The organism is Micromonospora sp. CA-248089 (genome assembly GCF_050948515.1).
Taxonomy (GTDB): Bacteria; Actinomycetota; Actinomycetes; order Mycobacteriales; family Micromonosporaceae; genus Micromonospora.
On record NZ_CP192016.1, the window covers coordinates 3,078,600 to 3,100,049 of the forward strand.

The 21,450-nt window shown below is 72.3% G+C and carries 13 protein-coding genes; 11 read left to right on the top strand and 2 right to left on the bottom strand.

Annotation, left to right across the window (positions count from 1 at the left end; translation table 11 throughout):
• Positions 1-99: 99 nt before the first annotated feature.
• The 4 genes from ACQP26_RS14670 to ACQP26_RS14685 all read left to right on the top strand — a co-directional run bounded on the left by ACQP26_RS14670 (position 100) and on the right by ACQP26_RS14685 (position 3,633).
• Positions 100-774 carry a response regulator transcription factor gene (locus ACQP26_RS14670; protein ID WP_269706411.1) on the top strand — a complete coding sequence of 225 codons (675 nt, stop codon included), beginning with the start codon at positions 100-102 and terminating at the stop codon, positions 772-774.
• Complete coding sequence (locus ACQP26_RS14675) at positions 771-2,120, top strand: sensor histidine kinase (protein ID WP_281577982.1); 1,350 nt, start codon at positions 771-773, stop codon at positions 2,118-2,120. Before ACQP26_RS14670 ends, ACQP26_RS14675 begins: the two co-directional genes overlap by 4 nt.
• Positions 2,117-2,680, top strand: a complete 564-nt coding sequence (locus ACQP26_RS14680) for a GerMN domain-containing protein (protein ID WP_433495970.1) — start codon at positions 2,117-2,119, stop codon at positions 2,678-2,680. The genes ACQP26_RS14675 and ACQP26_RS14680 overlap by 4 nt, the downstream gene beginning before the upstream one ends.
• 143 nt (positions 2,681-2,823) lie before the next feature.
• Entirely contained in the window at positions 2,824-3,633 is an 810-nt protein-coding gene (locus tag ACQP26_RS14685; protein ID WP_281577980.1) for a SigB/SigF/SigG family RNA polymerase sigma factor, read from the top strand.
• A 52-nt stretch (positions 3,634-3,685) separates the two neighbouring features.
• Here the strand turns inward: ACQP26_RS14685 and ACQP26_RS14690 are convergent, their stop codons facing one another.
• Positions 3,686-5,686, bottom strand: a complete 2,001-nt coding sequence (locus ACQP26_RS14690; RefSeq protein ID WP_433495971.1) for a glycosyl hydrolase family 28-related protein — start codon at positions 5,684-5,686, stop codon at positions 3,686-3,688.
• A 199-nt stretch (positions 5,687-5,885) separates the two neighbouring features.
• Between ACQP26_RS14690 and ACQP26_RS14695 the strand changes: the two genes are divergently transcribed.
• The 7 genes from ACQP26_RS14695 (at position 5,886) to ACQP26_RS14725 (ending at position 19,616) form a co-directional block, all read left to right on the top strand.
• Positions 5,886-6,887, top strand: coding sequence for a LacI family DNA-binding transcriptional regulator (locus tag ACQP26_RS14695; RefSeq protein ID WP_194801556.1), 1,002 nt, complete (start codon positions 5,886-5,888; stop codon positions 6,885-6,887).
• 327 nt (positions 6,888-7,214) lie between these two features.
• Positions 7,215-8,591 carry an ABC transporter substrate-binding protein gene (locus ACQP26_RS14700; RefSeq protein WP_269706405.1) on the top strand — a complete coding sequence of 459 codons (1,377 nt, stop codon included), beginning with the start codon at positions 7,215-7,217 and terminating at the stop codon, positions 8,589-8,591.
• 60 nt (positions 8,592-8,651) lie between these two features.
• Positions 8,652-9,611, top strand: coding sequence for a carbohydrate ABC transporter permease (locus ACQP26_RS14705; protein ID WP_433495972.1), 960 nt, complete (start codon positions 8,652-8,654; stop codon positions 9,609-9,611).
• A 3-nt stretch (positions 9,612-9,614) separates the two neighbouring features.
• Positions 9,615-10,502, top strand: coding sequence for a carbohydrate ABC transporter permease (locus ACQP26_RS14710; RefSeq protein WP_433495973.1), 888 nt, complete (start codon positions 9,615-9,617; stop codon positions 10,500-10,502).
• Positions 10,503-10,583: 81 nt separating this feature from the next.
• Positions 10,584-12,209 carry a glycoside hydrolase family 13 protein gene (locus ACQP26_RS14715; RefSeq protein WP_433496142.1) on the top strand — a complete coding sequence of 542 codons (1,626 nt, stop codon included), beginning with the start codon at positions 10,584-10,586 and terminating at the stop codon, positions 12,207-12,209.
• 153 nt (positions 12,210-12,362) lie between these two features.
• Complete coding sequence (locus tag ACQP26_RS14720; protein WP_433495974.1) at positions 12,363-15,233, top strand: discoidin domain-containing protein; 2,871 nt, start codon at positions 12,363-12,365, stop codon at positions 15,231-15,233.
• A 96-nt stretch (positions 15,234-15,329) separates the two neighbouring features.
• Positions 15,330-19,616: a discoidin domain-containing protein gene (locus tag ACQP26_RS14725; RefSeq protein WP_433495975.1), complete on the top strand. Its 4,287-nt coding sequence runs from the start codon at positions 15,330-15,332 to the stop codon at positions 19,614-19,616.
• 441 nt (positions 19,617-20,057) lie between these two features.
• On the opposite strand, the gene ACQP26_RS14730 is transcribed toward ACQP26_RS14725, so the two are convergent.
• Complete coding sequence (locus tag ACQP26_RS14730) at positions 20,058-21,449, bottom strand: PLP-dependent aminotransferase family protein (RefSeq protein ID WP_433495976.1); 1,392 nt, start codon at positions 21,447-21,449, stop codon at positions 20,058-20,060.
• Position 21,450 lies beyond the last annotated feature (1 nt).

Here is a 21,450-nt window from a genome sequence, read left to right on the forward strand (position 1 = left end):
CTTGGAGGTCCCCGGACGGTTGTATGACGGTTCGATGACAAAAACCACGAACGGCCCACGCGATTGGGCTCCCCGTGGCATGCCGGTCATGATGCCCATATGACGGCCGTACTGGTGATCGAGGACGACGACCGCATCCGGCTCGCGCTGCAGCTCGCCCTGGAGGAGGAGGGCTACGACGCGTACGGCGCGCCGACCGCGGAGGACGGCTTGCGCCGGCAGCGGGAGAAGCCGGCGGACTACGTGCTCGTCGACCTCATGCTGCCCGGCATGAACGGGTTCGACTGCATCCGTCAGCTGCGCCGCGACGACGACGTGCCGGTCGTGGTGATCAGCGCCCGCGACGACACCCACGACATCGTCGCCGCGCTGGAGGCCGGCGCCGACGACTACGTGGTGAAGCCGGTCGCGATCAAGGAGCTGTCGGCCCGGCTGCGGGCGCTGCGCCGGCGCGTACGCACGGTGGCCGGGCCGGTGCCCGCCCAGTTCTTCGGCGACCTGGAGATCAGCGCGGAGGCCGGCGAGGTGCGGCGCTCGGGCCGGCCGGTGCCGGTGACCCGCACCGAGTTCCGGCTGCTCTGCGAGCTGGCCGAGCACGCCGGCCGGGTGCTGTCGCGCCAGCAGCTGCTCAGCCGCGTCTGGGGCTACGAGACCGGTGACGAGCGGCTCGTCGACGTGCACGTGGGCCGGCTGCGCCAGAAGATCGAATCCGACCCGGCCAACCCGCGCCACCTGGTCACCCTGCGCGGCCTCGGCTACAAGCTCCAGCGATGACCCGCCCCGGCCTGCGCGCCCGGGTCACCGCGGCGTTCGCCGTCGGTGCGTTGCTGCTGTCGGCGCTGATGGCCCTCTTCTCGTACGACCTGACCCGGCGCTCGCTGCTCGACGAGCGGGAGCGCACCGCGATCCGGGCCGCCTACTACGACGCCGCGGTGGTCCGCTCCGGCCTCGACACCGGCACCCCGGACGTGGTGGCCGTGCTGCGCTCGCTCGACACCGGCAGCACCCGCCGGCCGCTGCTGCACCTGCCCGACGGGTGGTACGCCCGTACCGCCGACGTGGGCGCCAGCTCGGTGCCGGTGGAGTTGCAGCGCATGGTGGCCGACGGCAAGCCCGCGGTGCAGCGGATCCGGCTCGACGGGCAGCCCGCGCTGCTGGTCGGCGTGCCGCTGCCCGGGGCGCTCGGCTACTACGAGCTGACGTCGCTGCGGGAGGTCGAGGAGACGTTCCAGGTGGTGGGGCTGGCGCTGATCGCCGTGGCGATCATGGTCGCCGGAGCGGGCGCGGCGCTCGGCTGGTACGCCACCCGGCACAGTCTGCGTCCGCTCACCGCCGTCGCCGACGCGGCGGAGCGGATCGCGGCGGGCGACTTCGCCACCCGGCTCGACCCGACCACCGATCCCGACCTCACCCGCCTGTCCAGCTCGTTCAACGAGATGGTCGACAAGCTGGTGCACCGCATCGAGCGGGACCGGCGCTTCGCCGCCGACGTGAGCCACGAGCTGCGCTCGCCGCTGCAGACGCTGGCCGCCGCCGCGAGCGTGCTCCACCGCCGCCGGGAGCACCAGGACGAGCGCACCGCCACCGCGGCGGGTCTGGTCGCCGACGAGGTGACCCGCTTCCAGCGCCTGGTCGACGACCTCATCCAGCTGGCCCGCACCGAGCAGCCGGCCCACCGCGAGACGGTCGACGTGGTGGAGCTGGCCCGCGCCACCTGCCGGGAACGGTCGCTGCCGGAGAGCCTGGTGTCTCTCGACGGCGACGCCCCGCGCCTGTGGTGGGTCGACCGGCGCCGGTTCGCCCAGACGCTGCTGAACCTCCTCGAGAACGCCGAGCGGTACGGCGGCGGGCCGGTCGCCGTACGTCTCGCCGGGCGCGACGGCGTGGGCGTGCTGGAGGTCGACGACAGCGGGCCGGGCGTGCCGCCCGCCGATCGGGAGATCATCTTCGACCGGTTCGTCAGGGGGCGGGCGGCACACGACCGGGCCGGCACCGACGGCACCGGCCTCGGGCTCGCCCTGGTGGCGCAGCACGCCGCCGCGCACGGCGGAACGGCCGCCGTACTGGACCGCGCACCGGGCGCCCGCTTCCGCGTCGAGCTGCCGGGAGCGCTGCGATGAGCCGGCGGCGGCTCCTGCCCGGCCTGCTCGCGGTCGTGCTGCTGGCCGGCTGCGGGGTGCCGGTGGACGACGAGCCCCGGCTGGTGCAGACGCCACCGGGCGCGTTCCCGACGCCGGCGGTGTCCTCGACGGTGGACGGGGACGGGCGGGTGGACGAGCCGTTCTGCTTCGTCCGGGACGACGGGCTGGTCGTGGTCACGCGCCGGGTGGACGGACTGCCGGGGGTGGACGCGCACCTGCAGCACCTGCTGGCCGGGCCGGCCGGCGGCGAGCGCCGCCAGGGGCTGGCCACGGCGCTGCCCGGCACGGTGGCGGTGGCCGGGGCGACACTGACCGGCACGCTGGCCACCGTCGACGTGCGTCAGGCCGGGGAGGAGACCGGCCGCAACGACGAGGTGCTCGCCTTCGGGCAGATCGTGTGCAGCCTCACTCAGCGGCCGGACGTCTACAGCGTGGCGTTCCGCCGGGACGGGCAGCCGCTGGAGGTGCCGCGCGCGGACGGGAGCCTGTCCGCGCTGCCGCTCACCGCCGCCGACTACCGGCCGCTGCTGCCTCGCTGACACGCCCGTACCGGCTCTATGTCCGGATATGACACAAAATCTCCATCGTCCGTTCGGTTGATTTGGCCGTGGCCTTTGGTCTAGTGTGGCTGGCACGACCGGTGTGGGAGGGCCACCCGTTCTCCGAGGACAGGAAGGGCAGCATGACCACGATGACCATGGCATCGACCGCCACCGAGGTGCATCGCGCGCCGCAGACCGGTGAGGAGACCCGCGCCAGCGAGCTGATCGCGGCGCTCGCCGCCCTGCCCGCCGACCACCCGCAGCGGGCCGCCCTGCGCAACCAGGTCATCGAGGCGTGGCTGCCGCTGGCGAACCACCTGGCCGCCCGCTACAGCGGTCGCGGCGAGCCGGCCGGCGACCTGGCGCAGACCGCGGCGCTCGGCCTGATCAAGGCGGTGGACCGGTTCGACGCCTCGCGCGGTGTCGACTTCGCCGGCTTCGCCATCCCGACCATCCTGGGTGAGATCAAGCGGCACTTCCGCGACCGCACCTGGAACATCCGGGTTCCGCGCCGCCTCCAGGAGCTGCGGCTGCGCATCTCCGAGGCCAACAGCACGCTGACCCAGACGCTCAACCGGGCGCCGACCGTCGCCGACATCGCCGCCCACCTCGACGTCACCGAGGAAGAGGTGCTCGAGGGCCTGGAGGGCGCCCGCGCCTACAACGCGGTCTCGCTGTCCACTCCGATCGGCGACGGCGACAGCGCCACCGAGCTGGGCGACACGCTCGGCACCGAGGACAACGAGTACGAGCTGGCCGACCTGCGCGCCTCCCTGGGCCCGGCGCTCGCCACGCTCGACGAGCGGGAGCAGAAGATCCTCACGCTGCGCTTCTACGGCAACCTGACCCAGAGCGAGATCGCCGCCCGGGTCGGTGTCTCCCAGATGCACGTGTCCCGGCTGCTCGCCCGCGCCCTGACCAAGCTGCGCGGCCAGCTCACCGAGGCCTGATCGACCCGGACGCGACCCTCACCGGCCCGGCCGGCGGGGGTCGCGTCGTGTGTCACCAGCGCGAGGGCGGGGGCGGCGGCACCACAGGTGGCCGGTCGTCGCAGGTGATGGTGTTCGGCAGCAGCCACGGGGCGAGCCACCCGCCGTCGTTGCCGCCGAGGTCGGTCACTGTGAACTCCGACCCGGCCGGGGTGAAGTGGAACGACCCGCAGTTGTTCACACCGACCGCGCCCACGTGGCGGGCGTCGACGTTCGCGAAGCTCGCCCCGCCCGCCGTCCGCGCGCTGACCACCGACGTGCCGGTGCCGTCGACCCGGATGTCGCGGAAGCGTACGTTGTCGATGCGGACGCTGTCCTTCACCGGCCAGTCGCTGACCAGCATGATCGCGTTGTACGTGCTGTCCAGGTACGCGTCGCCGCTGACCAGGATGTCCGCGGCGTCGATGCTGCGGTCCAGCGCGTAGAACCAGATTGCGCCGAGGCCGATGTTCCAGTTCAGGTCGTACGTGCCGGCGCGCACCGTGGTGTTGCCGGTGATCCGTAGCCGGCCGGTGAACGGCTCGGCCCCGAACCGGGAGCCCACCTGGATCGCGCTGCCCTCGCGTACCGGGTCGGCGATCAGGTTGTGCGCGACGGTCAGGTCGGTGCCGCCGTACAGCGCGATGCCGTTGGCGAGCACCGGCGACTGCACGGTGTTGTACGCGAACGTGTTCGACGCGTTCGCCGTGCCCTCCGACCACATGGCGAGCGCGTCGTCGCCGCTGTTGCGGACCACCGAGTTCGTCACCGACGAGTGCGTGACGCCGGTGTGGAAGTTCAGCCCGTCGGCGATCTGGTCGGCGATCACCGTGTTCGTGACCCGCAGGCCGGTCATCGGCCCGTCGAACCACATGCCGACCTTCGTGTGGTGCAGGTAGAGGCCGTCGATCGTGCTGTGGCTGAGCGCCCCGCCGATGGCGTTGACCTGGTCGGTGTCGATCCGCTCCCGTACGTCGCCCTCGATCGTGAAACCGGACAGGTGCACGTTGCTGCTGCCGCCGTCGGCGGCGTCGCGGCCGTAGAAGCCGACGCCCGTGTGCCGCGAGCCGTCGGGCGCCGGGGTGTCCAGGGCAGCCTCGCGTCCCCGCACGATCGTGTACCAGCTCCCGGCCCCGGCGATCGTCACGTCGTCCACGACGACGTGCCGGTTGACCTGGTAGGTACCCGGTGGCAGGTAGAGCGGGCGGTCCACCCGGCGGGCGTACGCGATCGCGTGGTCGAACGCGTCGGCGGACTCCCGCCGGCCGGTCGGGTCGGCGCCGAACGACAGCGCGTTCACCGCGCGGGGGACCACGCGGGGCGGCGCGACCAGGTGCGCGTCCACCAGGTCGACCACCGTCCAGGCGGCGGCCGTGCCGCGCGGCGCGGTCAGCCGGACCACCTCACCGGCCCGATGGGTACGGCCGAGCAGCAGGCGCTGCTCGTCGTAGAAGTGGTGCGGCCGGAACGGTTTGGCGATCACCGGTGCGGGCGTGGTGGCCGCCGGGACGCAGGAGCACTCGGTGATCCACCAGTCCGGGTGCAGCAGGTCGGCGCCCGGGTCGTTGGTGAACGGGTACTGGTTGTAGAGCCACGCGTACTGCGAGGTCAGCGTCAGAGTGCGGGCGGGCGCGCGCCCGACGGTCACCCGCAACGGCGCGGTGATCCCACCGCCGCCCGGCGCGTCCGGGATGCTGTAGCGCACGGTCAGCGCGTTCGTGGGCCGGGGGAGTGTGAGTTCGACGTACTGGCCGGGCAGCAGGCGCACGGCCCGGCGGCCGGACGCCTCACCGGCGAGTGTGTACGCCAACCGGTCCGGCCCGATCACGGTGCCGGTGGTCCGGCCGTGTTCGGCCTCCTGCTCGACGTAGTCCACTGTCGCGCCGCGCCCGGCCACCAGCGCGGGGCCGAGCCCGGCGCGGGTCACCACGGGCGCCGGTCCGCGCGCCGGGCTCGCCGCGGCGGCGCCGGGCGGGACGAGCAGGGCGGCGGCGACGAGCGCCGCCGCGAGGGTCCTCGGCACGCTCCGCGACATCGGAGCACCCACTTTCTCGGGGGACGGGTGGCCCCGGCGGCGCAGGCCATCGACAAGGTTCCTCATGCTATTCCAGCGCTCTGTCGCCTTTCAAGCGTCAATCTGCTCGTATCTTTCGGACCAGCTGCGACCGTTCCCGGCACGACGTGACCGCTCCGGCTGTTCATTTCTTGCAAGAATCCGACGTACGATTGCCGCCGTGACGAAGCGCCTGACCGAGGTGGCCCGCAAGGCGGGCGTCAGCGAGGCGACCGTGAGCCGGGTGCTGAACGGCCGCGGCGGCGTGTCCGAGGCGACCCGGACCGCCGTGCTGACCGCCCTCGACGTGCTCGGATACGAGCGCCCGAGCAAGCTGCGCGGCGAGCGCGCCCGCCTGGTCGGCCTGGTGCTGCCGGAGCTGCAGAACCCGATCTTCCCGGCGCTGGCCGAGGTGGTGACCGGCTCGCTCGCGCAGCGCGGCTTCACCCCGGCGCTGTGTGCCCGCACCATCGGCGGCGTACCGGAGTCCGGGTACGTGGAGATGCTGCTCGACCACCAGGTCAGCGGCGTCATCTTCGCCGGCGGCTCGTACGCCCTCGCCGACGCCTCCCACGAGCACTACCGGCGCCTGACCGACCGGGGCCTGCCGGTGGTGCTCGTCAACGCCGGCGTCGAGGAGCTGGGCTTCCCGCGGGTGTCCACCGACGACGCGGTCGCCGTCGAGCAGGCGTACGGGCACCTGCGCTCCCTCGGCCACGAGCGGATCGGCATGGTGCTCGGCCCGGCCGACCACGTGCCCTCGCGCCGCAAGCTCGACGCGATGGTCCGGGCCGCCGGCTGGGGCGAGGACCGGTCCCTGGTGGAGCGGTCCAGCTTCTCTATGGAGGGCGCCCGGGTCGCGGCCACGAAACTGATCGAGCGCGGCGCCACCGGGATCGTCTGCGCCAGCGACGTGCTGGCGCTGGGCACCATCCGGGCCGCCCGCCGCCTGGGCTGCGCCGTGCCGGCCGACGTCTCGGTGGTCGGCTTCGACGACTCGGCGTTCATGACCTGCACCGACCCGCCGCTGACCACGGTGCGGCAACCGATCGAGACGATGGGCCAGGCCGCCGTGGACCTGCTGGTGACCCAGATCGAGGGCGCCGGCGTGCTGCACGACGAGCTGCTGTTCGAGCCCGAGCTGGTGGTACGCGGCTCCACCGCCCCCGCCCCTCGCCGCTGACCCCCGGCGGGCTCCGCCCGCCCACCGCGTCCACCGCGCCATCTCCGGTCCGGTGGCGGCGACCCGCGCCCGCATGGCCACGCTCCCACGCCCAGTCTGCCGTCGCCGCGCTGCCTTCCGTCGTACCGTCGTGTTTTTGCGTTCTTGAGTTCGCATCTTGCTGGCTTCGGTCGGCGTCGCTACAGTGACTCCACTCACACCTGACCCGGGGCGCGGTTTCCGGAGGCAGGGCGCGCGCCGGTTGCCGTTCCACCACCACAGGCAGCCGCGCGGTCACCGCACATCAGTGAAGGCCATGGATACACCCGTTCCCGAAGGGATGGACAGATGTCCGTACCGCAGTATCGGAAGGTCGCGGCGGTAGCGCTCGCGGCCGGCCTCGGGCTCAGCCTTGCGGCGTGCTCCACCAAGAGCGACGACAGCAGCGATGCCGGCGGCAAGGTCACCATCACCGTCGACTGCCAGCCGGTCGGCGCGCAGAAGGAACTGCTGAAGAACTGGAACGACGACGTCGCCGAGTTCCAGCGGCAGAACCCGGACATCGTCGTCAAGAGCGTCAGCGTCGGCGAGCAGTGCAACAACCCGCCGGACTTCACCGCCCGTCTCGCCGGCGGCACCGTCACCGACGTCTTCTACGGCTACATGACCGACCTGCAGCAGGTGCTGGACTCCGGCCAGGCGATGGACATCGGCCAGTACGCCACGAAGGACACGATCCCCACCTGGGACAGCGTCGATCCCGCGCTCAAGGAGGTCTTCACCGACGGCGGCAAGCTCTACGCGGTCCCGGTGAAGAACTACTCGATGGGCCTGATCTACAACAAGGCGCTGTTCCAGCGGGCCGGGCTCGACGTGAACAACCCGCCGAAGACCTGGCCCGAGGTGCGGGCCGCGGCCAAGAAGATCTCCGCGCTCGGCGACGGCATCGCCGGGTACGCCGAGTACAGCGCCGGCAACACCGGCGGCTGGCACTTCACCTCGCTGCTCTACTCCCAGGGTGGCCAGGTGCTCAGCGCCGACGGCAAGAAGGCCGACTTCAACAACGCGATGGGCAAGCAGGTCCTGCAGAACCTCAAGGACATGCGGTACGGCGACAACAGCATGGGTGCCCGGCAGCTGCTCCAGTGGGGTGACCTGCTCACCAACGCCGGCGCCGGCAAGGTCGGCATGTTCATCGGCGCGCCGGACGCTACCCAGGCGATCGTCAGCCAGTTCCAGGGCAAGTACCAGGACTGGGCGATGGGCCCGCTGCCCGGCCAGGACGGCCCCGCCAAGGCCACGCTCGGCGGCGGCGAGGGTTACTTCTTCAAGAAGGGCCTGAGCCCCGAGCAGGTCAAGGCCGGTCTGAAGTGGCTCGCCTACCAGAAGCTCACCCCCGGCAAGGGCCAGTTCGACTACGTGCGTGCCAAGCCGCAGAACTACCCGGTCGGCCTGCCCCAGCCGCTGCTGTTCGCAGGCGGCAGCGACGCGCAGAAGCAGGAACTGGAGCTGCGCAAGGCCAACGCCAACGTGGACACCACGAACTTCGCGGTCTTCGAGGCGAACCCGGTGCCGATCAAGGGTGAGCCGCGTAACGCGCAGGCCATCTACGCGGTGCTCGACGCCGCGATGTCCGGGGTGCTGACCAACCCGAACGCGAACATCGACGCCCTGCTCAAGACCGCCGAGGACAAGGTCAACCAGCTGCTGGCCGCGCAGAGCTGACCCGACCGGAGGTGGGGCCGGCGCACCGGCCCCACCTCCCCGAGCACCGCAGGAGTCGCCTTGGCGCTCACCACCGCCCCCGGCGCCACCCGCCGTACCGGCCCCGTCGCGCCGATGCCGTCGCGTACCGCCGGACGCCGCGCCGGCCTCGGCCGCAAGGTCCGGGACAACCTCACCGGGCACACGTTCCTCATCGGCGCTGTCGTCTGCTTCGCCGTCTTCTCCTGGTACCCGATGGTGCGCGGCGTCGTGATGAGCTTCCAGCGCACCCGCCGGGGCGAGACCACCTGGGTCGGCTGGGACAACTACAGCCGGATCATCGCCGATCCGAGTTTCTGGACCGCCTGGAAGAACACGTTCGTCTTCACCGGCCTGGCGCTGCTGCTCGGCTACCTGGTGCCGTTCTTCGTGGCGATCCTGCTCAACGAGCTGCACCACGCCAAGGGCTACCTGCGGGTGCTGGTCTACCTGCCGGTGATGCTGCCGCCGGCCTCAGCGCTGTTCCTGTTCAAGTTCTACGCGTACGACCCGAGCGAGGCGGGGCTGTTCAACGCGATCCTCACCGCGCTGGGACTGCCCACGTCGGAGTGGATGCAGTCGCCGACGATGACGATGCCGGCCATGGTGATCGCGTCGACCTGGATGAACATGGGCGGCGCCGTGCTGATCTACCTGGCCGCGCTGCAGAACATCCCCGGCGAGCTGTACGAGGCCGCCGAGATCGACGGCGCCGGGGTGTGGCGGCGCATCCGGCACGTCACAGTGCCGCAGACCCGGCTGATCCTGGCGCTGCTGGCGATGCTCCAGATCGTCGCCACCATGCAGCTGTTCATCGAGCCGCTGATCCTCGCCAACGGCGCCGGTACGCAGGACTCGGCGACCTCGGTGGCGTACCTGATCTACCAGCACGGGTTCTTCCAGAACGACCTCAACGGCGCCGCCGCGCTCGGCGTGATCATGCTGGTGGTGCTGGCCGGGTTCTCCGCCGTCTACCTGCGACTGACCGCGAGACAGGACTAGGACATGGCCGCCGACACCACCACCCGTACCCTCATCTCGCACGCGCAGCTGCGGCGCGGTCGCGGCCGCGTCCTCTACTGGGTCGTGCTCTCCGCGGTCGTGGCCGGGTTCACGCTGGTGTTCCTCGGCCCGCTGTACTGGATGGTCACCGGCGCGCTGAAGTCCGGCCAGGAGATCGCCCAGACGCCGCCGACGCTGTTCCCGCGCGATCCGCAGCCGGGCAACTACGTCGACGCCTGGACCAACCTGGATCTCGCGAAGCTGCTGTTCAACACGTTCTACTACGCGACCGGGGCGGTGGTGTTCCAGCTCGTCCTCGACACCGCCGCCGCGTACGCGTTGTCGAAGCTGCGCCCGGTGCTGGGCAAGCTGATCCTCGGCATGATGCTGGCGACGCTGATGATCCCGGCGATGGTGCTCATCGTCCCGCAGTACGTCACGGTGATCGACCTGCCGATCGTGCACGTCAACCTGCTCGACTCGCCGTTCGCGATCTGGCTGCCGCTGGTGGCCAACGCGTTCAACATCTTCCTGCTGAAACGGTTCTTCGACTCGATCCCGGAGGACCTGATGGCCGCCGCCGTGATGGACGGCGCCTCCCCGCTGCGCACGCTCTGGTCCATCGTCCTGCCGATGTCGCGGCCGATCCTCGGCGTGGTGGCGATCTTCGCGGTGACGGCGGTCTGGAAGGACTTCCTCTGGCCGAAGCTGGTCATGCCGTCCCCGGAGACGCGGACCGTCAGCGTCGGCATCTACGCCTTCGCCGGCGGCACCCCGATGAACGTGGTCATCGCCGCGTCGGTGATCGCCGCGATCCCCACCGTCGTGCTGTTCCTGATCTTCCAGCGCAACATCATGTCCGGCCTGACCACCGGCGGCCTCAAGGGCTGACCGGGCGCCGCCGCACGGCCGCCGCCGTCCACAAGCCCGCCGCCGCAGAACCGAACCCGCAGAAAGCAGGTGCCCGTGTCCATGGCCGACAACAGCCCGTGGTGGCGCTCCGCGGTGATCTACCAGGTCTACCCGCGCAGCTTCGCCGACGGCGACGGCGACGGGATCGGCGACGTCGCCGGCATCCGGTCCCGCCTGGATCACCTCGCCGCGCTCGGCGTCGACGCGATCTGGTTCAGCCCCTGGTACCCGTCGCCGATGGCCGACGCCGGCTACGACGTGTCCGACTACCGTGACATCGACCCGGTCTTCGGCACGCTCGCCGAGGTGGAGGCGCTGATCGCCGAGGCGCACGCGCTCGGCATCCGCAGCATCGTCGACGTGGTGCCCAACCACTGCTCCGACGCGCACCAGTGGTTCCGGGCCGCGCTCGCGGGCGGGCCGGGCGCGCCGGAGCGGGACCTGTTCTGGTTCCGTCCCGGCCGGGGACCGGGCGGTGACCTGCCGCCCACCGACTGGACCGGCGAGTTCGGCGGCCCGACCTGGACGCGCACCACCAACCCGGACGGCACCCCCGGCGACTGGTACCTGCACCTGTTCGCCCCGCAGCAACCCGACTTCAACTGGGACCACCCCCGCGTCCGCGAAGAGTTCGAGGACATCCTGCGGTTCTGGTTCGAGCGGGGCGTGGACGGCATCCGCATCGACTCGGCCGGGCTGCTGGTCAAGGACGGCACGCTGCCGGAGGTCCACCCGGACCGGCCGCACCCGTTCCGCGACCAGGACGGCGTGCACGACGTGTACCGCGCGTGGCGGCGCATCGCCGACTCCTACCCGGGCGGGCGGGCGCTGGTCGGCGAGGTGTGGCTGCCCGACCGGCAGCGGTTCGCGAACTACCTGCGCCCGGACGAGCTGCACACCGCGTTCAACTTCGACTTCCTCGGCTGCGCCTGGGACGCCACCGCGCTGCGGGACAGCATCGACGGCACGCTGAGCGCGCACGCCCCGATCGGCGCGCCGGCCACCTGGGTGCTGTCCAACCACGACGTCACCCGCCACGTCACCCGGTACGGCCGCGCCGACACCCGGTTCAGCTTCGCCGCCAAGCGCGAGGGCATCCCCACCGACCTGGAACTGGGCACCCGCCGGGCCCGCGCCGCCGCGCTGCTGTCCCTCGCGCTGCCCGGCGCCGCCTACGTCTACCAGGGCGAGGAACTGGGCCTGTGGGAGGTCGAGGACATCCCGTACGAGCTGCGGCAGGACCCGATGTGGGAGCGGTCCGGGCGGGTCGACCCGGGCCGCGACGGCTGCCGGGTGCCGCTGCCCTGGCAGGGCGACACCCCGCCGTTCGGGTTCAGCCCCGACGGCGCGACCGCCGCGCCGTGGCTGCCGCAGCCGGCCGACTGGAAGGACCGCACGGTCCGCGCCCAGACCGGCGACCCGCACTCGATGCTGGAGCTGTACCGGGCCGCGCTGACGCTGCGCCGCGCCGAACCGGCGCTCGGCGACGGCACGCTGACCTGGCTGCCCGCACCGGACGGCGTGCTCGCGTTCGCCCGCGAACCCGGCTTCACCTGCGTGGTCAACCTCGGCGGCGCGGCTGTGCCGCTGCCCGCGTACAACGAGCTGCTGCTCGCCAGCGGCCCACTCGACGACGACCGGCTGCCACCGGACACCGCGGTCTGGCTGCGTACCCGATCGGCCTGACCGCGGCGCCGGCGGCCCCGTCCCGCCGCCGGCGCCGCCGAACCACCCGGCGGCCCGTCCCGGCCGCCACAACGCCGCACACCTGGGGAGGAGGAAGGAGAGGCAACGCCGCACGGGGGGATCTGGCCACCGACGAAAGGGAGCACACCCCGCATGGCCGAGCACCGCACCGCGCACCGCCACCGCAGCACCGGCGTGACCGCCCTCGCCGCCGTCACGCTCGCCGCCTCGACACTCGTCGTCGTGGCGCTCACCACGACCGCCACCCCGGCGTCCGCCGCCGGGCTGTCCCCGTTCGACATCACCGGACGCGGCGCCACCGTGCCGTTCCGGGAGCAGGAGGCCGAGCAGGCCGCCCACACCGGCACGAAGATCGGCCCCGACCGGCGCTACGGCACGCTGCCGTCCGAGGCGTCCGGCCGCGAGGCGGTCACGCTCGACGCCGTCGGCGAGTACGTCGAGTTCACGCTCACCGCCCCGGCGAATGCGGTCACGTTCCGGTACAGCCTGCCGGACAACGCCGCCGGCACCGGCCGCTACGCCACCATCGACCTGCGCGCCAACGGCACCCTGGTCAAGGCGGTGCCGGTCACCTCCCGGTACGGCTGGTACTACGGCGGCTACCCGTTCAACAACAACCCGGGCGACACCAACCCGCACCACTTCTACGACGAGACCCGGACCATGTTCGGCACCACGTACCCGGCCGGCACGAAGATCCGCCTCCAGGTCTCCTCGACCGCACAGTCACCCACGTTCACCCTCGACCTGGCCGACTTCGAGCTGGTCGGCGCACCGATCAGCAAGCCGTCCGGCGTGCTGGACGTGGTGGCCGACTTCGGCGCCGACCCGACCGGCGGCACCGACTCGACGGCGAAGTTCCAGGCCGCCGTGGACGCCGGCAAGGCGCAGGGCCGGGCGGTGTGGATCCCGGCCGGCACGTTCACGCTCTGGGACCACGTGGTGGTCGACGGCGTGACGCTGCGCGGCGCCGGCCCCTGGTACTCGGTGCTGGGCGGGCGGCACCCGACCGATCGCAAACGCGCCGCCGGCATCTACGGCAAGTACGTGCCGGGCGGCGGCTACTCGGGCGAGATCCGCCCGCACGAGGCCGGTGGGCCCAGCCGCAACGTCACGCTGCGGGACTTCGCCATCATCGGCGACATCCGGGAACGCGTCGACGAGGACCAGGTCAACGCCATCGGCGGCGCGATGAGCAACTCCGTGGTGGACAACCTGTGGTTGCAGCACACCAAGGTCGGGGCCTGGATGGACGGCCCGATGGACAACTTCACCATCCGCAACAGCCGCATCCTCGACCAGACCGCCGACGGGGTGAACTTCCACTGGGGCGTCACCAACTCCACTGTGACGAACACGTTCGTCCGCAACACCGGCGACGACGCGCTGGCCATGTGGGCGCAGAGCGTGCCGAACGTCGGCAACTCCTTCACCCGCAACACCATCGGCGTGACGATCCTGGCCAACCACCTGGTCACGTACGGCGGGCGGGACATCACCATCGCGGACAACGTCACCGCCGACTCGGTCACCAACGGCGGCGGCATCCACGTCGCGAACCGCTACCCGGGCGTCACCGGGCCGACAGCAGTGGCCGGGACGATCACGGTGGCCCGCAACACGCTGATCCGCAACGGCAACTCCGACTACAACTGGCAGTTCGGCGTCGGTGCGATCTGGTTCTCCGCGCTCAACGAACCGATCCAGGGCGCCGCGATCGCCGTCACCGACACCGACATCCTGGACAGCTCGTACGCGGCGCTGCACTGGATCGAGGGCCAGACCAGCGGCATCTCGTTCGACAACGTCCGCATCGACGGCGCGGGCACGTACGCGCTCCAGGTGCAGGCGCCCAGCCAGGTCCGGTTCACGAACGTGCGCGCCACCGGCATCGCGCAGTCCAACCCGATCCACAACTGCGTCGGCAGCGGCTTCCAGATCACCCAGGGCGCCGGCAACTCCGGCTGGTACACGCCCACCCCGTACTGCGGGCCGTGGCCGCAGCCGCAGTGGGGCAACGGCCCGTCCAGCCCGCCGCCGACCAGCCCGGCGCCGACCACGGCAGCGCCGACGACGGCAGCGCCGACCACCGCGCCGCCGACCACGCCGCCGCCGGCCGGCGGGAACCTGGCCCTGGGCCGGCCGGCGTCCGCCACCAGCACGACCCAGACGTACGCCGCCGGCAACGCCGTCGACGGCAACCCGGCCAGCTACTGGGAGAGCGCCAACAACGCGTTCCCGCAGTCGCTCACCGTCGACCTCGGCGCGTCGCGCACCGTCGACCGGGTGGTGCTGAAGCTCCCGCCCGGCTGGGAACGGCGTACCCAGACGCTGTCGGTGCTCGGCTCCACCGACGGCTCCTCGTACACCACGCTGGCCGCGTCGGCGGGCCGCGTCTTCGACCCGGCCGCCGGCAACAGCATGTCGATCGCGCTGCCGTCCGGCGACCGGCGGTTCGTCCGGGTCACCGTCACCGGCAACACCGGCTGGCCGGCGGCCCAGCTCGCCGAACTGGAGGTGTACGGCGGCGGCACCACCACACCGCCACCTGTCACGACTGCGCCACCCACCACCGCGCCACCGGCCGGCAACCTCGCGGCGGGCCGGCCGGTCACCGAGACCAGCCACGCCGACGTGTACGGCGCCGCAAACACCGTCGACGGCAACGCCGCCACCTACTGGGAGAGCGCCCACAACGCCTTCCCCCAGTCGGTGACAGTCGACCTGGGCAGCGCCCGGCCGGTCGCCCGGGTGGTGCTGAAGCTGCCCCCGTCGGCCGCCTGGCAGACCCGTACCCAAACCGTGGCGGTGCTCGGCTCCACCGACGGCTCGTCGTTCTCGACCCTCAAGGCGGCGGCGGGCTACACGTTCGACCCGGCGGGCGGCAACAGCGTGTCGATCGCGCTGCCCGCCGGTGACCGCCGCTTCGTGCGGCTGACCTTCACCGGCAACACCGGCTGGCCGGCCGGCCAGCTGTCCGAGTTCGAGGTGTACGCCTCCTGACCCGGCGCGGCGGGGCCGCCCCGGTCCCGCCGCGCCACCGCACCCCCACCCCCGAACGCCTCTCCACCTCCCCCGGGAAGAAGGTGTCCGTCCACCATGTCCAGACTCCGTACCGGAATCGTCGCGGTGCTCGCCGCGGTCGGCCTGGTCGTCACCGCGGCCCCCGCCCCACCGGCCCTCGCCGCCGGCGGGCCGAACCTCGCCGCCGGGCGCACCGCCACCGCCAGCAGCGTCAACGGCCCCTACGTCGCGGCCAACCTGACCGACGGCAACCAGGGCAGCTACTGGGAGAGCAGCGGCGCGCTCCCACAGTGGGCCCAGGTCGACCTCGGCACCAGCCGCGCCGTCGACCAGGTGGTGCTGAAGCTCCCGGCCGCCTGGGAGGCCCGCAGCCAGACGCTGTCGGTGCAGGCCGGCGCCGACGGCAGCGGCTTCACCACAGTCGTCGCCTCCGCCGCCCGCGCGTTCAGCCCGGCCGCCGCCAACACCGTGACGCTCGGCTTCACCGCCACGAACGCCCGCTACCTGCGGGTCGTGATCACCGCGAACACCGGCTGGACCGCCGCGCAGCTCGCCGAGCTGGAGGTGTACGGCGCGGCCACCTCCTCGACCAACCTGGCGCTCGGCCGGACCATGACCGAGAGCGGCCACGCCGACGTGTACGGCGCGGGCAACGCCAACGACGGCAACGCGGCCACCTACTGGGAGAGCCCGAACAACGCGTTCCCGCAGTGGATCCAGGCCGACCTGGGCGCTGCCACCAGCATCAACCGGCTGGTGCTGCGGCTGCCGTCCGGCTGGGGCGCGCGCACCCAGACGATCACCGTGCAGGGCAGCACGAACGGCTCCACGTTCGGCACGCTCGTCGGCTCCGCGTCGTACGCGTTCGACCCGGGCGGCGGCAACGCGGTGACGGTCACAGTGCCCACCGCGTCCACCCGGTACGTGCGGCTGCTATTCACCGCGAACAGCGCCTGGCCCGCCGGGCAGCTCGCCGAGCTGGAGGTCTACGGCCCGGCCACCGGTGACACCCAGGCGCCGAGCGCGCCGGGCAACCTCGCGTTCACCGAGCCCGCCACCGACCAGGTGCGGCTGACCTGGACCGCGTCCACCGACAACGTGGGCGTCACCGGCTACGACGTGTACGCCAACGGTGTGCTGCGCACGAGCGTCGGCGGCACCACGCTGACGTACACCGACACCCAGCCGGCCGGGACCACCGTCTCCTACTACGTGCGGGCGCGGGACGCTGCAGGGAACGTGTCGGCGAACAGCAACACGGTGACCCGTACCGGCAACACCGGGGACACCGTCGCGCCCACCGCGCCCGGCAACCTGGCCCACACCCAGCCGGCGAGCGGACAGATCCGGCTGACCTGGACCGCGTCCACGGACAACGTGGGCGTCACCGGCTACGAGGTGTACGCCAACGGCACGCTGCGCACCACGGTCAGCGGCTCCACGCTCACGTACACCGACAGCCAGCCGGACAGCGCCACCGTCTCGTACCACGTGCGGGCCCGCGACGCCGCCGGGAACGTGTCCGCGAACAGCAACACCGTCACCCGCACCGGCAGCAGCACCGGCGGCACCAACCTGGCGGTCGGCAAGCCCGCCACCGCCTCGTCGATGGTGCACGTGTTCGCCGCCGCCAACGCCGTCGACAACGACGTCACCACGTACTGGGAGGGCGCGCCCGGCGCGTACCCGAGCACGCTCACCGTCGCGCTCGGCGCCAACGCCGCCATCAGCGCGGTCGTGGTGAAGCTCAACCCGGACCCGGCGTGGGGCGCGCGTACCCAGACGTTCCAGGTGCTCGGGCGGGAGCAGTCCGCGTCCGGGTTCACCAGCCTGGTCGGCTCCGCCACGTACTCCTTCAACCCGGCCAGCGCGAACACGGTGACCGTCCCGGTCTCCGCGACCGCCGCGGACGTGCGGCTCCAGTTCACCGCGAACTCCGGCTCCTCCAGCGGCCAGGTCGCCGAAATCCAGGTCATCGGCGTGCCGGCGCCGAACCCGGACCTCACCGTCACCGCCGTCACCGCCGCGCCGTCCGCGCCGGTGGAGACCGACGCGATCACGCTGTCCGCCACCGTGCGCAACGCCGGCACCGCGGCCTCCGCCGCCACCGCCGTCACCCTCTACCTGGGTACGACGAAGGTCGGCACCGCCGCCGTCGGTGCACTCGCCGCAGGGGCGTCGAGCACGGTCTCGGCCAACATCGGCGTACGCGACGCCGGCAGCTACCCGCTCACCGCGAAAGTCGACGAGTCGCACGCGGTGATCGAGCAGAACGAGGCGAACAACTCCTACACCAGCCCGACCCCGCTGACCGTCAGCCCGGTCGCCAGCTCCGACCTGGTCGCCTCCGCCGTAACCTGGTCACCCGGCACGCCGAGCGCGGGCGCGGCCGTCTCCTTCGCGGTGACGCTGCGCAACCAGGGCACGATCGCGTCGGCGAGCGGCGCGCACGGCGTCACGCTGACGGTGCGCGACCAGTCCGGGGCGGTGGTCCGCACGCTCACCGGCTCGTACAGCGGCACGATCGCGGCCGGGGCCACCGCCGGTCCGGTGTCGCTCGGTACCTGGACCGCCGCCAACGGCCGGTACACGGTGCGGGTGGTGCTCGCCGACGACGCCAACGAGCTGCCGGTGAAGCGGCAGAACAACACCAGTGACCGGTCGCTGTTCGTCGGCCGCGGCGCGAACCTGCCGTACGACGCCTACGAGGCCGAGGACGGCACGACCGGCGGCGGCGCGCAGGTGATCGGCCCGAACCGCACCATCGGCGACCTCGCCGGGGAGGCGTCCGGCCGCCGCGCGGTCACGCTCAACACCACCGGCGCGTACGTCGAGTGGACCACCCGCTCGGCGGCGAACGCGCTGGTCGCCCGCTTCTCCATCCCGGACGCCCCGGGCGGCGGCGGGATCGACTCGACGATCAACGTCTACGTCAACGGCGTGCTGCACAAGCCGATGAGCCTCACCTCCAAGCACATCTGGCTCTACGGCGCCGAGGCCGGGCCGAGCGACTCGCCGAGCGCCGGGGCGCCCCGGCACCTGTACGACGAGGCGAACGTCCTGCTCGACAACACGGTCCCGGCGGGCAGCCGGATCCGGCTCCAGAAGGACCCGGCGAACACCACCACGTACGCGATCGACTTCGTCGACACCGAGCTGGTGTCGCCGCGCGTCAACCCCGACCCGGCCCGCTACAAGGTGCCCACCGGGTTCAGCCACGCCGACGTGCAGAACGCGCTCGACGCGGTCCGGATGGACACCACCGGCACCCTGGTCGGCGTCTACCTGCCCGCCGGCACGTACGAGACCGCGCAGAAGTTCCAGGTGTACGGCAAGGCGGTGCAGGTCGTCGGCGCCGGCATGTGGTTCACCCGCTTCCAGACGCCGCGCAACCAGCAGAACACCGACGCCGGCTTCCGGGTCGAGTCCTCGGCGAGCGGCTCGACCTTCGCCCACCTGGCGTTCTTCGGCAACTACACCAACCGGATCGACGGGCCCGGCAAGGTGTGGGGCGAACTGAAGGACGTGGACGACCTGACGCTCGACAGCGTCTGGGTGGAGCACACCGTGTGCGCGTACTGGGGGGTGAGCGTGGACGGGCTGACCATCCGGGACAGCCGGTTCCGCAACACCTTCGCCGACGCGGTGAACATGACGAACGGCAGCACCAACAACCTGGTCACCAACTCGGAGGGCCGCTCCAACGGCGACGACGCGTTCGCGTTGTTCTCCGCCACCGACCAGGGCGGCTCCGGCGGCAACCACGGCAACGTGTTCGAGAACCTGACCGCCACGCTGACCTGGCGGGCGGCCGGCCTGGCGGTGTACGGCGGGTACGACAACGTGTTCCGCAACCTCTACATCGCCGACCAGCTCACGTACTCGGGCATCACAATCAGCTCGCTGGACTTCGGCTACCCGTTCGTCGGGTTCGGCGCCAGCCCGCCCACCCGGTTCGAGAACATCTCGCTGATCCGGTCCGGCGGGCACTTCTGGGGCGCGCAGACGTTCCCGGCGATGTGGTTGTTCTCCGCGTCGAAGGAGTTCCGTGGCATCCGGGTGACCGACGTGGACATCGTCGACCCGACGTACTCGGGGATCATGTTCCAGACCAAGTACAACGGCAGCCAGCCGGAGAATCCAATCACCGACACGGTGCTGACGAACGTGTCGATCTCCGGCGCGCGGCGCAGCGGTGACGCGTTCGACGCGAAGTCCGGCTTCGGAATCTGGGTCAACGAGATGCCCGAGCCAGGTCAGGGCCCCGCGGTCGGCGCGGCGACCTTCACCAACCTCCGCCTGACCGACAACGCCCAGGACATCAAGAACACCACAACAACCTTCACCATCACCCGCAACTGACCCGACCCCGCCCGCCCCGCCCCACCCCTCCCGCCCCCGCGATCTTGCACTTCCGGCCCCCGCGATGCCGGATTACTCCTGCTATGAGGGGCACCAAACTGCAAGATCGCGGGGATGGGGCGGGGTGGGTGCGGGGCCCCGGGCCGAACGGCGATCTTGGAGTTGTGGCGCCTCTGATAGCGGGGCGAAGCCGACAAGACGTGGCACCACAAGTCCAAGATCGCAGAGGTTTCGGGGCGGCGCGGGCGGGAGTTCCTCGTTCGGTTTGTTGCTGCGTCGGGCGCCGCCCATCGGGCGAGACTGGCGTTCTGCGAGGTGGGATCAGCGGAGATCTTGGTAGGAAAGGGCCCCCATGGGGGCCCTTTCCTACCAAGATCTCTCGGAGCCGGGAGTCCTTGACAACCCCACTCACAGATCGACGAGGGCGTGGGGGCCGCGCGGTCAGTGGGGGAGGGCGGTGGACAGGCGGCGGATCGCCTCGTCCATCTGGTCGGGTGGGGCGGCGGCGTACGTCAGGCGCAGGTGCGGGGCGGGAGGTTCGGCCGCGTACCAGGGGCGCCCGGGGAAGACGGTGACGCCCGCCGCGGCGGCCGCCGCCGTCACCGCGACGTCGTCGGTGCCGTCGGGCAGCCGTACCCACAGGTGCAGGCCGCCGCGTGGCACGTCGCGCGGCGCCACCGACGGCAGGTGCCGGTCCAGCGCCGCGAGCAGCGCCTCCCGGCGGGCCCGCAGCTCCCGGCGCAGGGTACGGCGGTGCCGGTCCCAGGCCGGCGCGGTGAGGAACTCCAGCGCCGCTTGTTGCAGCGGCCCGGCGACGAAGAGGTCGTCGAGCAGCCGGGCGGCGCGCAGCCGCGCCCCGGCCGGTCCGCGCGCGCCGAGCGCGGCGATCCGCAGGCCGGGTGCTGTGGACTTGGTGAGCGAGCGCAGGTAGACGACGTGCCCGTCCGGGTCGTCGGCGGCCAGCGGTGGCGGGGCCTCGCCGTCGATGGTGAGGTCGCGGGCGTAGTCGTCCTCGACCAGGAACGCGTCCGCGTCGCGGACCGCCTCGGCGACGTCGGCGCGCCGGGCGGCGGAGAGCGTCGCGCCGTGCGGGTTGGCGTACAGCGGCTGGCAGTAGAACAGGCGGGCGCCGGTACGGGCGAACGCGGCGGCGAGCTGGTCGGGGCGTACCCCGTCGGTGTCGGCGGGTACGGGCACCACCCGCAGCCCGGCGGCGCGTGCGGCGGCGAGCGCGCCCAGGTAGGTGGGGGACTCGACCAGCACCGTGTCCCCGGGCGTCGTGAGTGCCCGCAGCGTGGAGGAGAGCGCGGCCTGCCCGCCGGGGCAGATCACCATGTCCTCGGCGCGCAGGCCGCCACCCGCCTCGCGGGCGAACCAGGCGCGCAGGTCGGCGCGTCCCTCGACCGGGCCGCGCTGCCACGCGGCCGGTTGCCGGGCCGCGCGGGCGAGCGCCGCACCGAGCGCGGCAGCCGGCTGGAGATCCGGGTCGAGGTAGCCGCCGGTCAGCGGAATCGCGCCCGACGGCGGTAGCGCCAGTAGCGCCTGCATCTCCTCCTCGCCGCCCCGCCGCGAGCCCAGCGCGACCGTCTGCCACGACAGGTCCGCCGGTGGCGCTCCGGTGCGCCGGGCGGCGACGTACGCGCCGCGCCCCGGCCGTGTCTCGACCAGCCCGTCCGCGACGAGCCGCCGGGTCGCCTCGGCGACGGTGACGGGGGAGACGTGATGGTGCGCGGTCAGCTCCCGCACCGACGGCAGCCGGGTGCCGGGGGCGGCATCGGTCGCCAGGGCACCCAGGTGCCGAACGACGCGGTCGATAGCGCTACCATCATTCATG

What these genes read in the sequence shown, in the direction of transcription:
- ACQP26_RS14670 (WP_269706411.1), top strand. Translation starts at nt 100, where the DNA reads ATGACGGCCGTACTGGTGATCGAGGACGACGACCGCATCCGGCTCGCG.
- ACQP26_RS14675 (WP_281577982.1), top strand. Translation starts at nt 771, where the DNA reads ATGACCCGCCCCGGCCTGCGCGCCCGGGTCACCGCGGCGTTCGCCGTC.
- ACQP26_RS14680 (WP_433495970.1), top strand. Translation starts at nt 2,117, where the DNA reads ATGAGCCGGCGGCGGCTCCTGCCCGGCCTGCTCGCGGTCGTGCTGCTG.
- ACQP26_RS14685 (WP_281577980.1), top strand. Translation starts at nt 2,824, where the DNA reads ATGACCACGATGACCATGGCATCGACCGCCACCGAGGTGCATCGCGCG.
- ACQP26_RS14690 (WP_433495971.1), bottom strand. Translation starts at nt 5,686, where the DNA reads ATGTCGCGGAGCGTGCCGAGGACCCTCGCGGCGGCGCTCGTCGCCGCC.
- ACQP26_RS14700 (WP_269706405.1), top strand. Translation starts at nt 7,215, where the DNA reads ATGTCCGTACCGCAGTATCGGAAGGTCGCGGCGGTAGCGCTCGCGGCC.
- ACQP26_RS14710 (WP_433495973.1), top strand. Translation starts at nt 9,615, where the DNA reads ATGGCCGCCGACACCACCACCCGTACCCTCATCTCGCACGCGCAGCTG.
- ACQP26_RS14715 (WP_433496142.1), top strand. Translation starts at nt 10,584, where the DNA reads ATGGCCGACAACAGCCCGTGGTGGCGCTCCGCGGTGATCTACCAGGTC.
- ACQP26_RS14720 (WP_433495974.1), top strand. Translation starts at nt 12,363, where the DNA reads ATGGCCGAGCACCGCACCGCGCACCGCCACCGCAGCACCGGCGTGACC.
- ACQP26_RS14725 (WP_433495975.1), top strand. Translation starts at nt 15,330, where the DNA reads ATGTCCAGACTCCGTACCGGAATCGTCGCGGTGCTCGCCGCGGTCGGC.
- ACQP26_RS14730 (WP_433495976.1), bottom strand. Translation starts at nt 21,449, where the DNA reads ATGAATGATGGTAGCGCTATCGACCGCGTCGTTCGGCACCTGGGTGCC.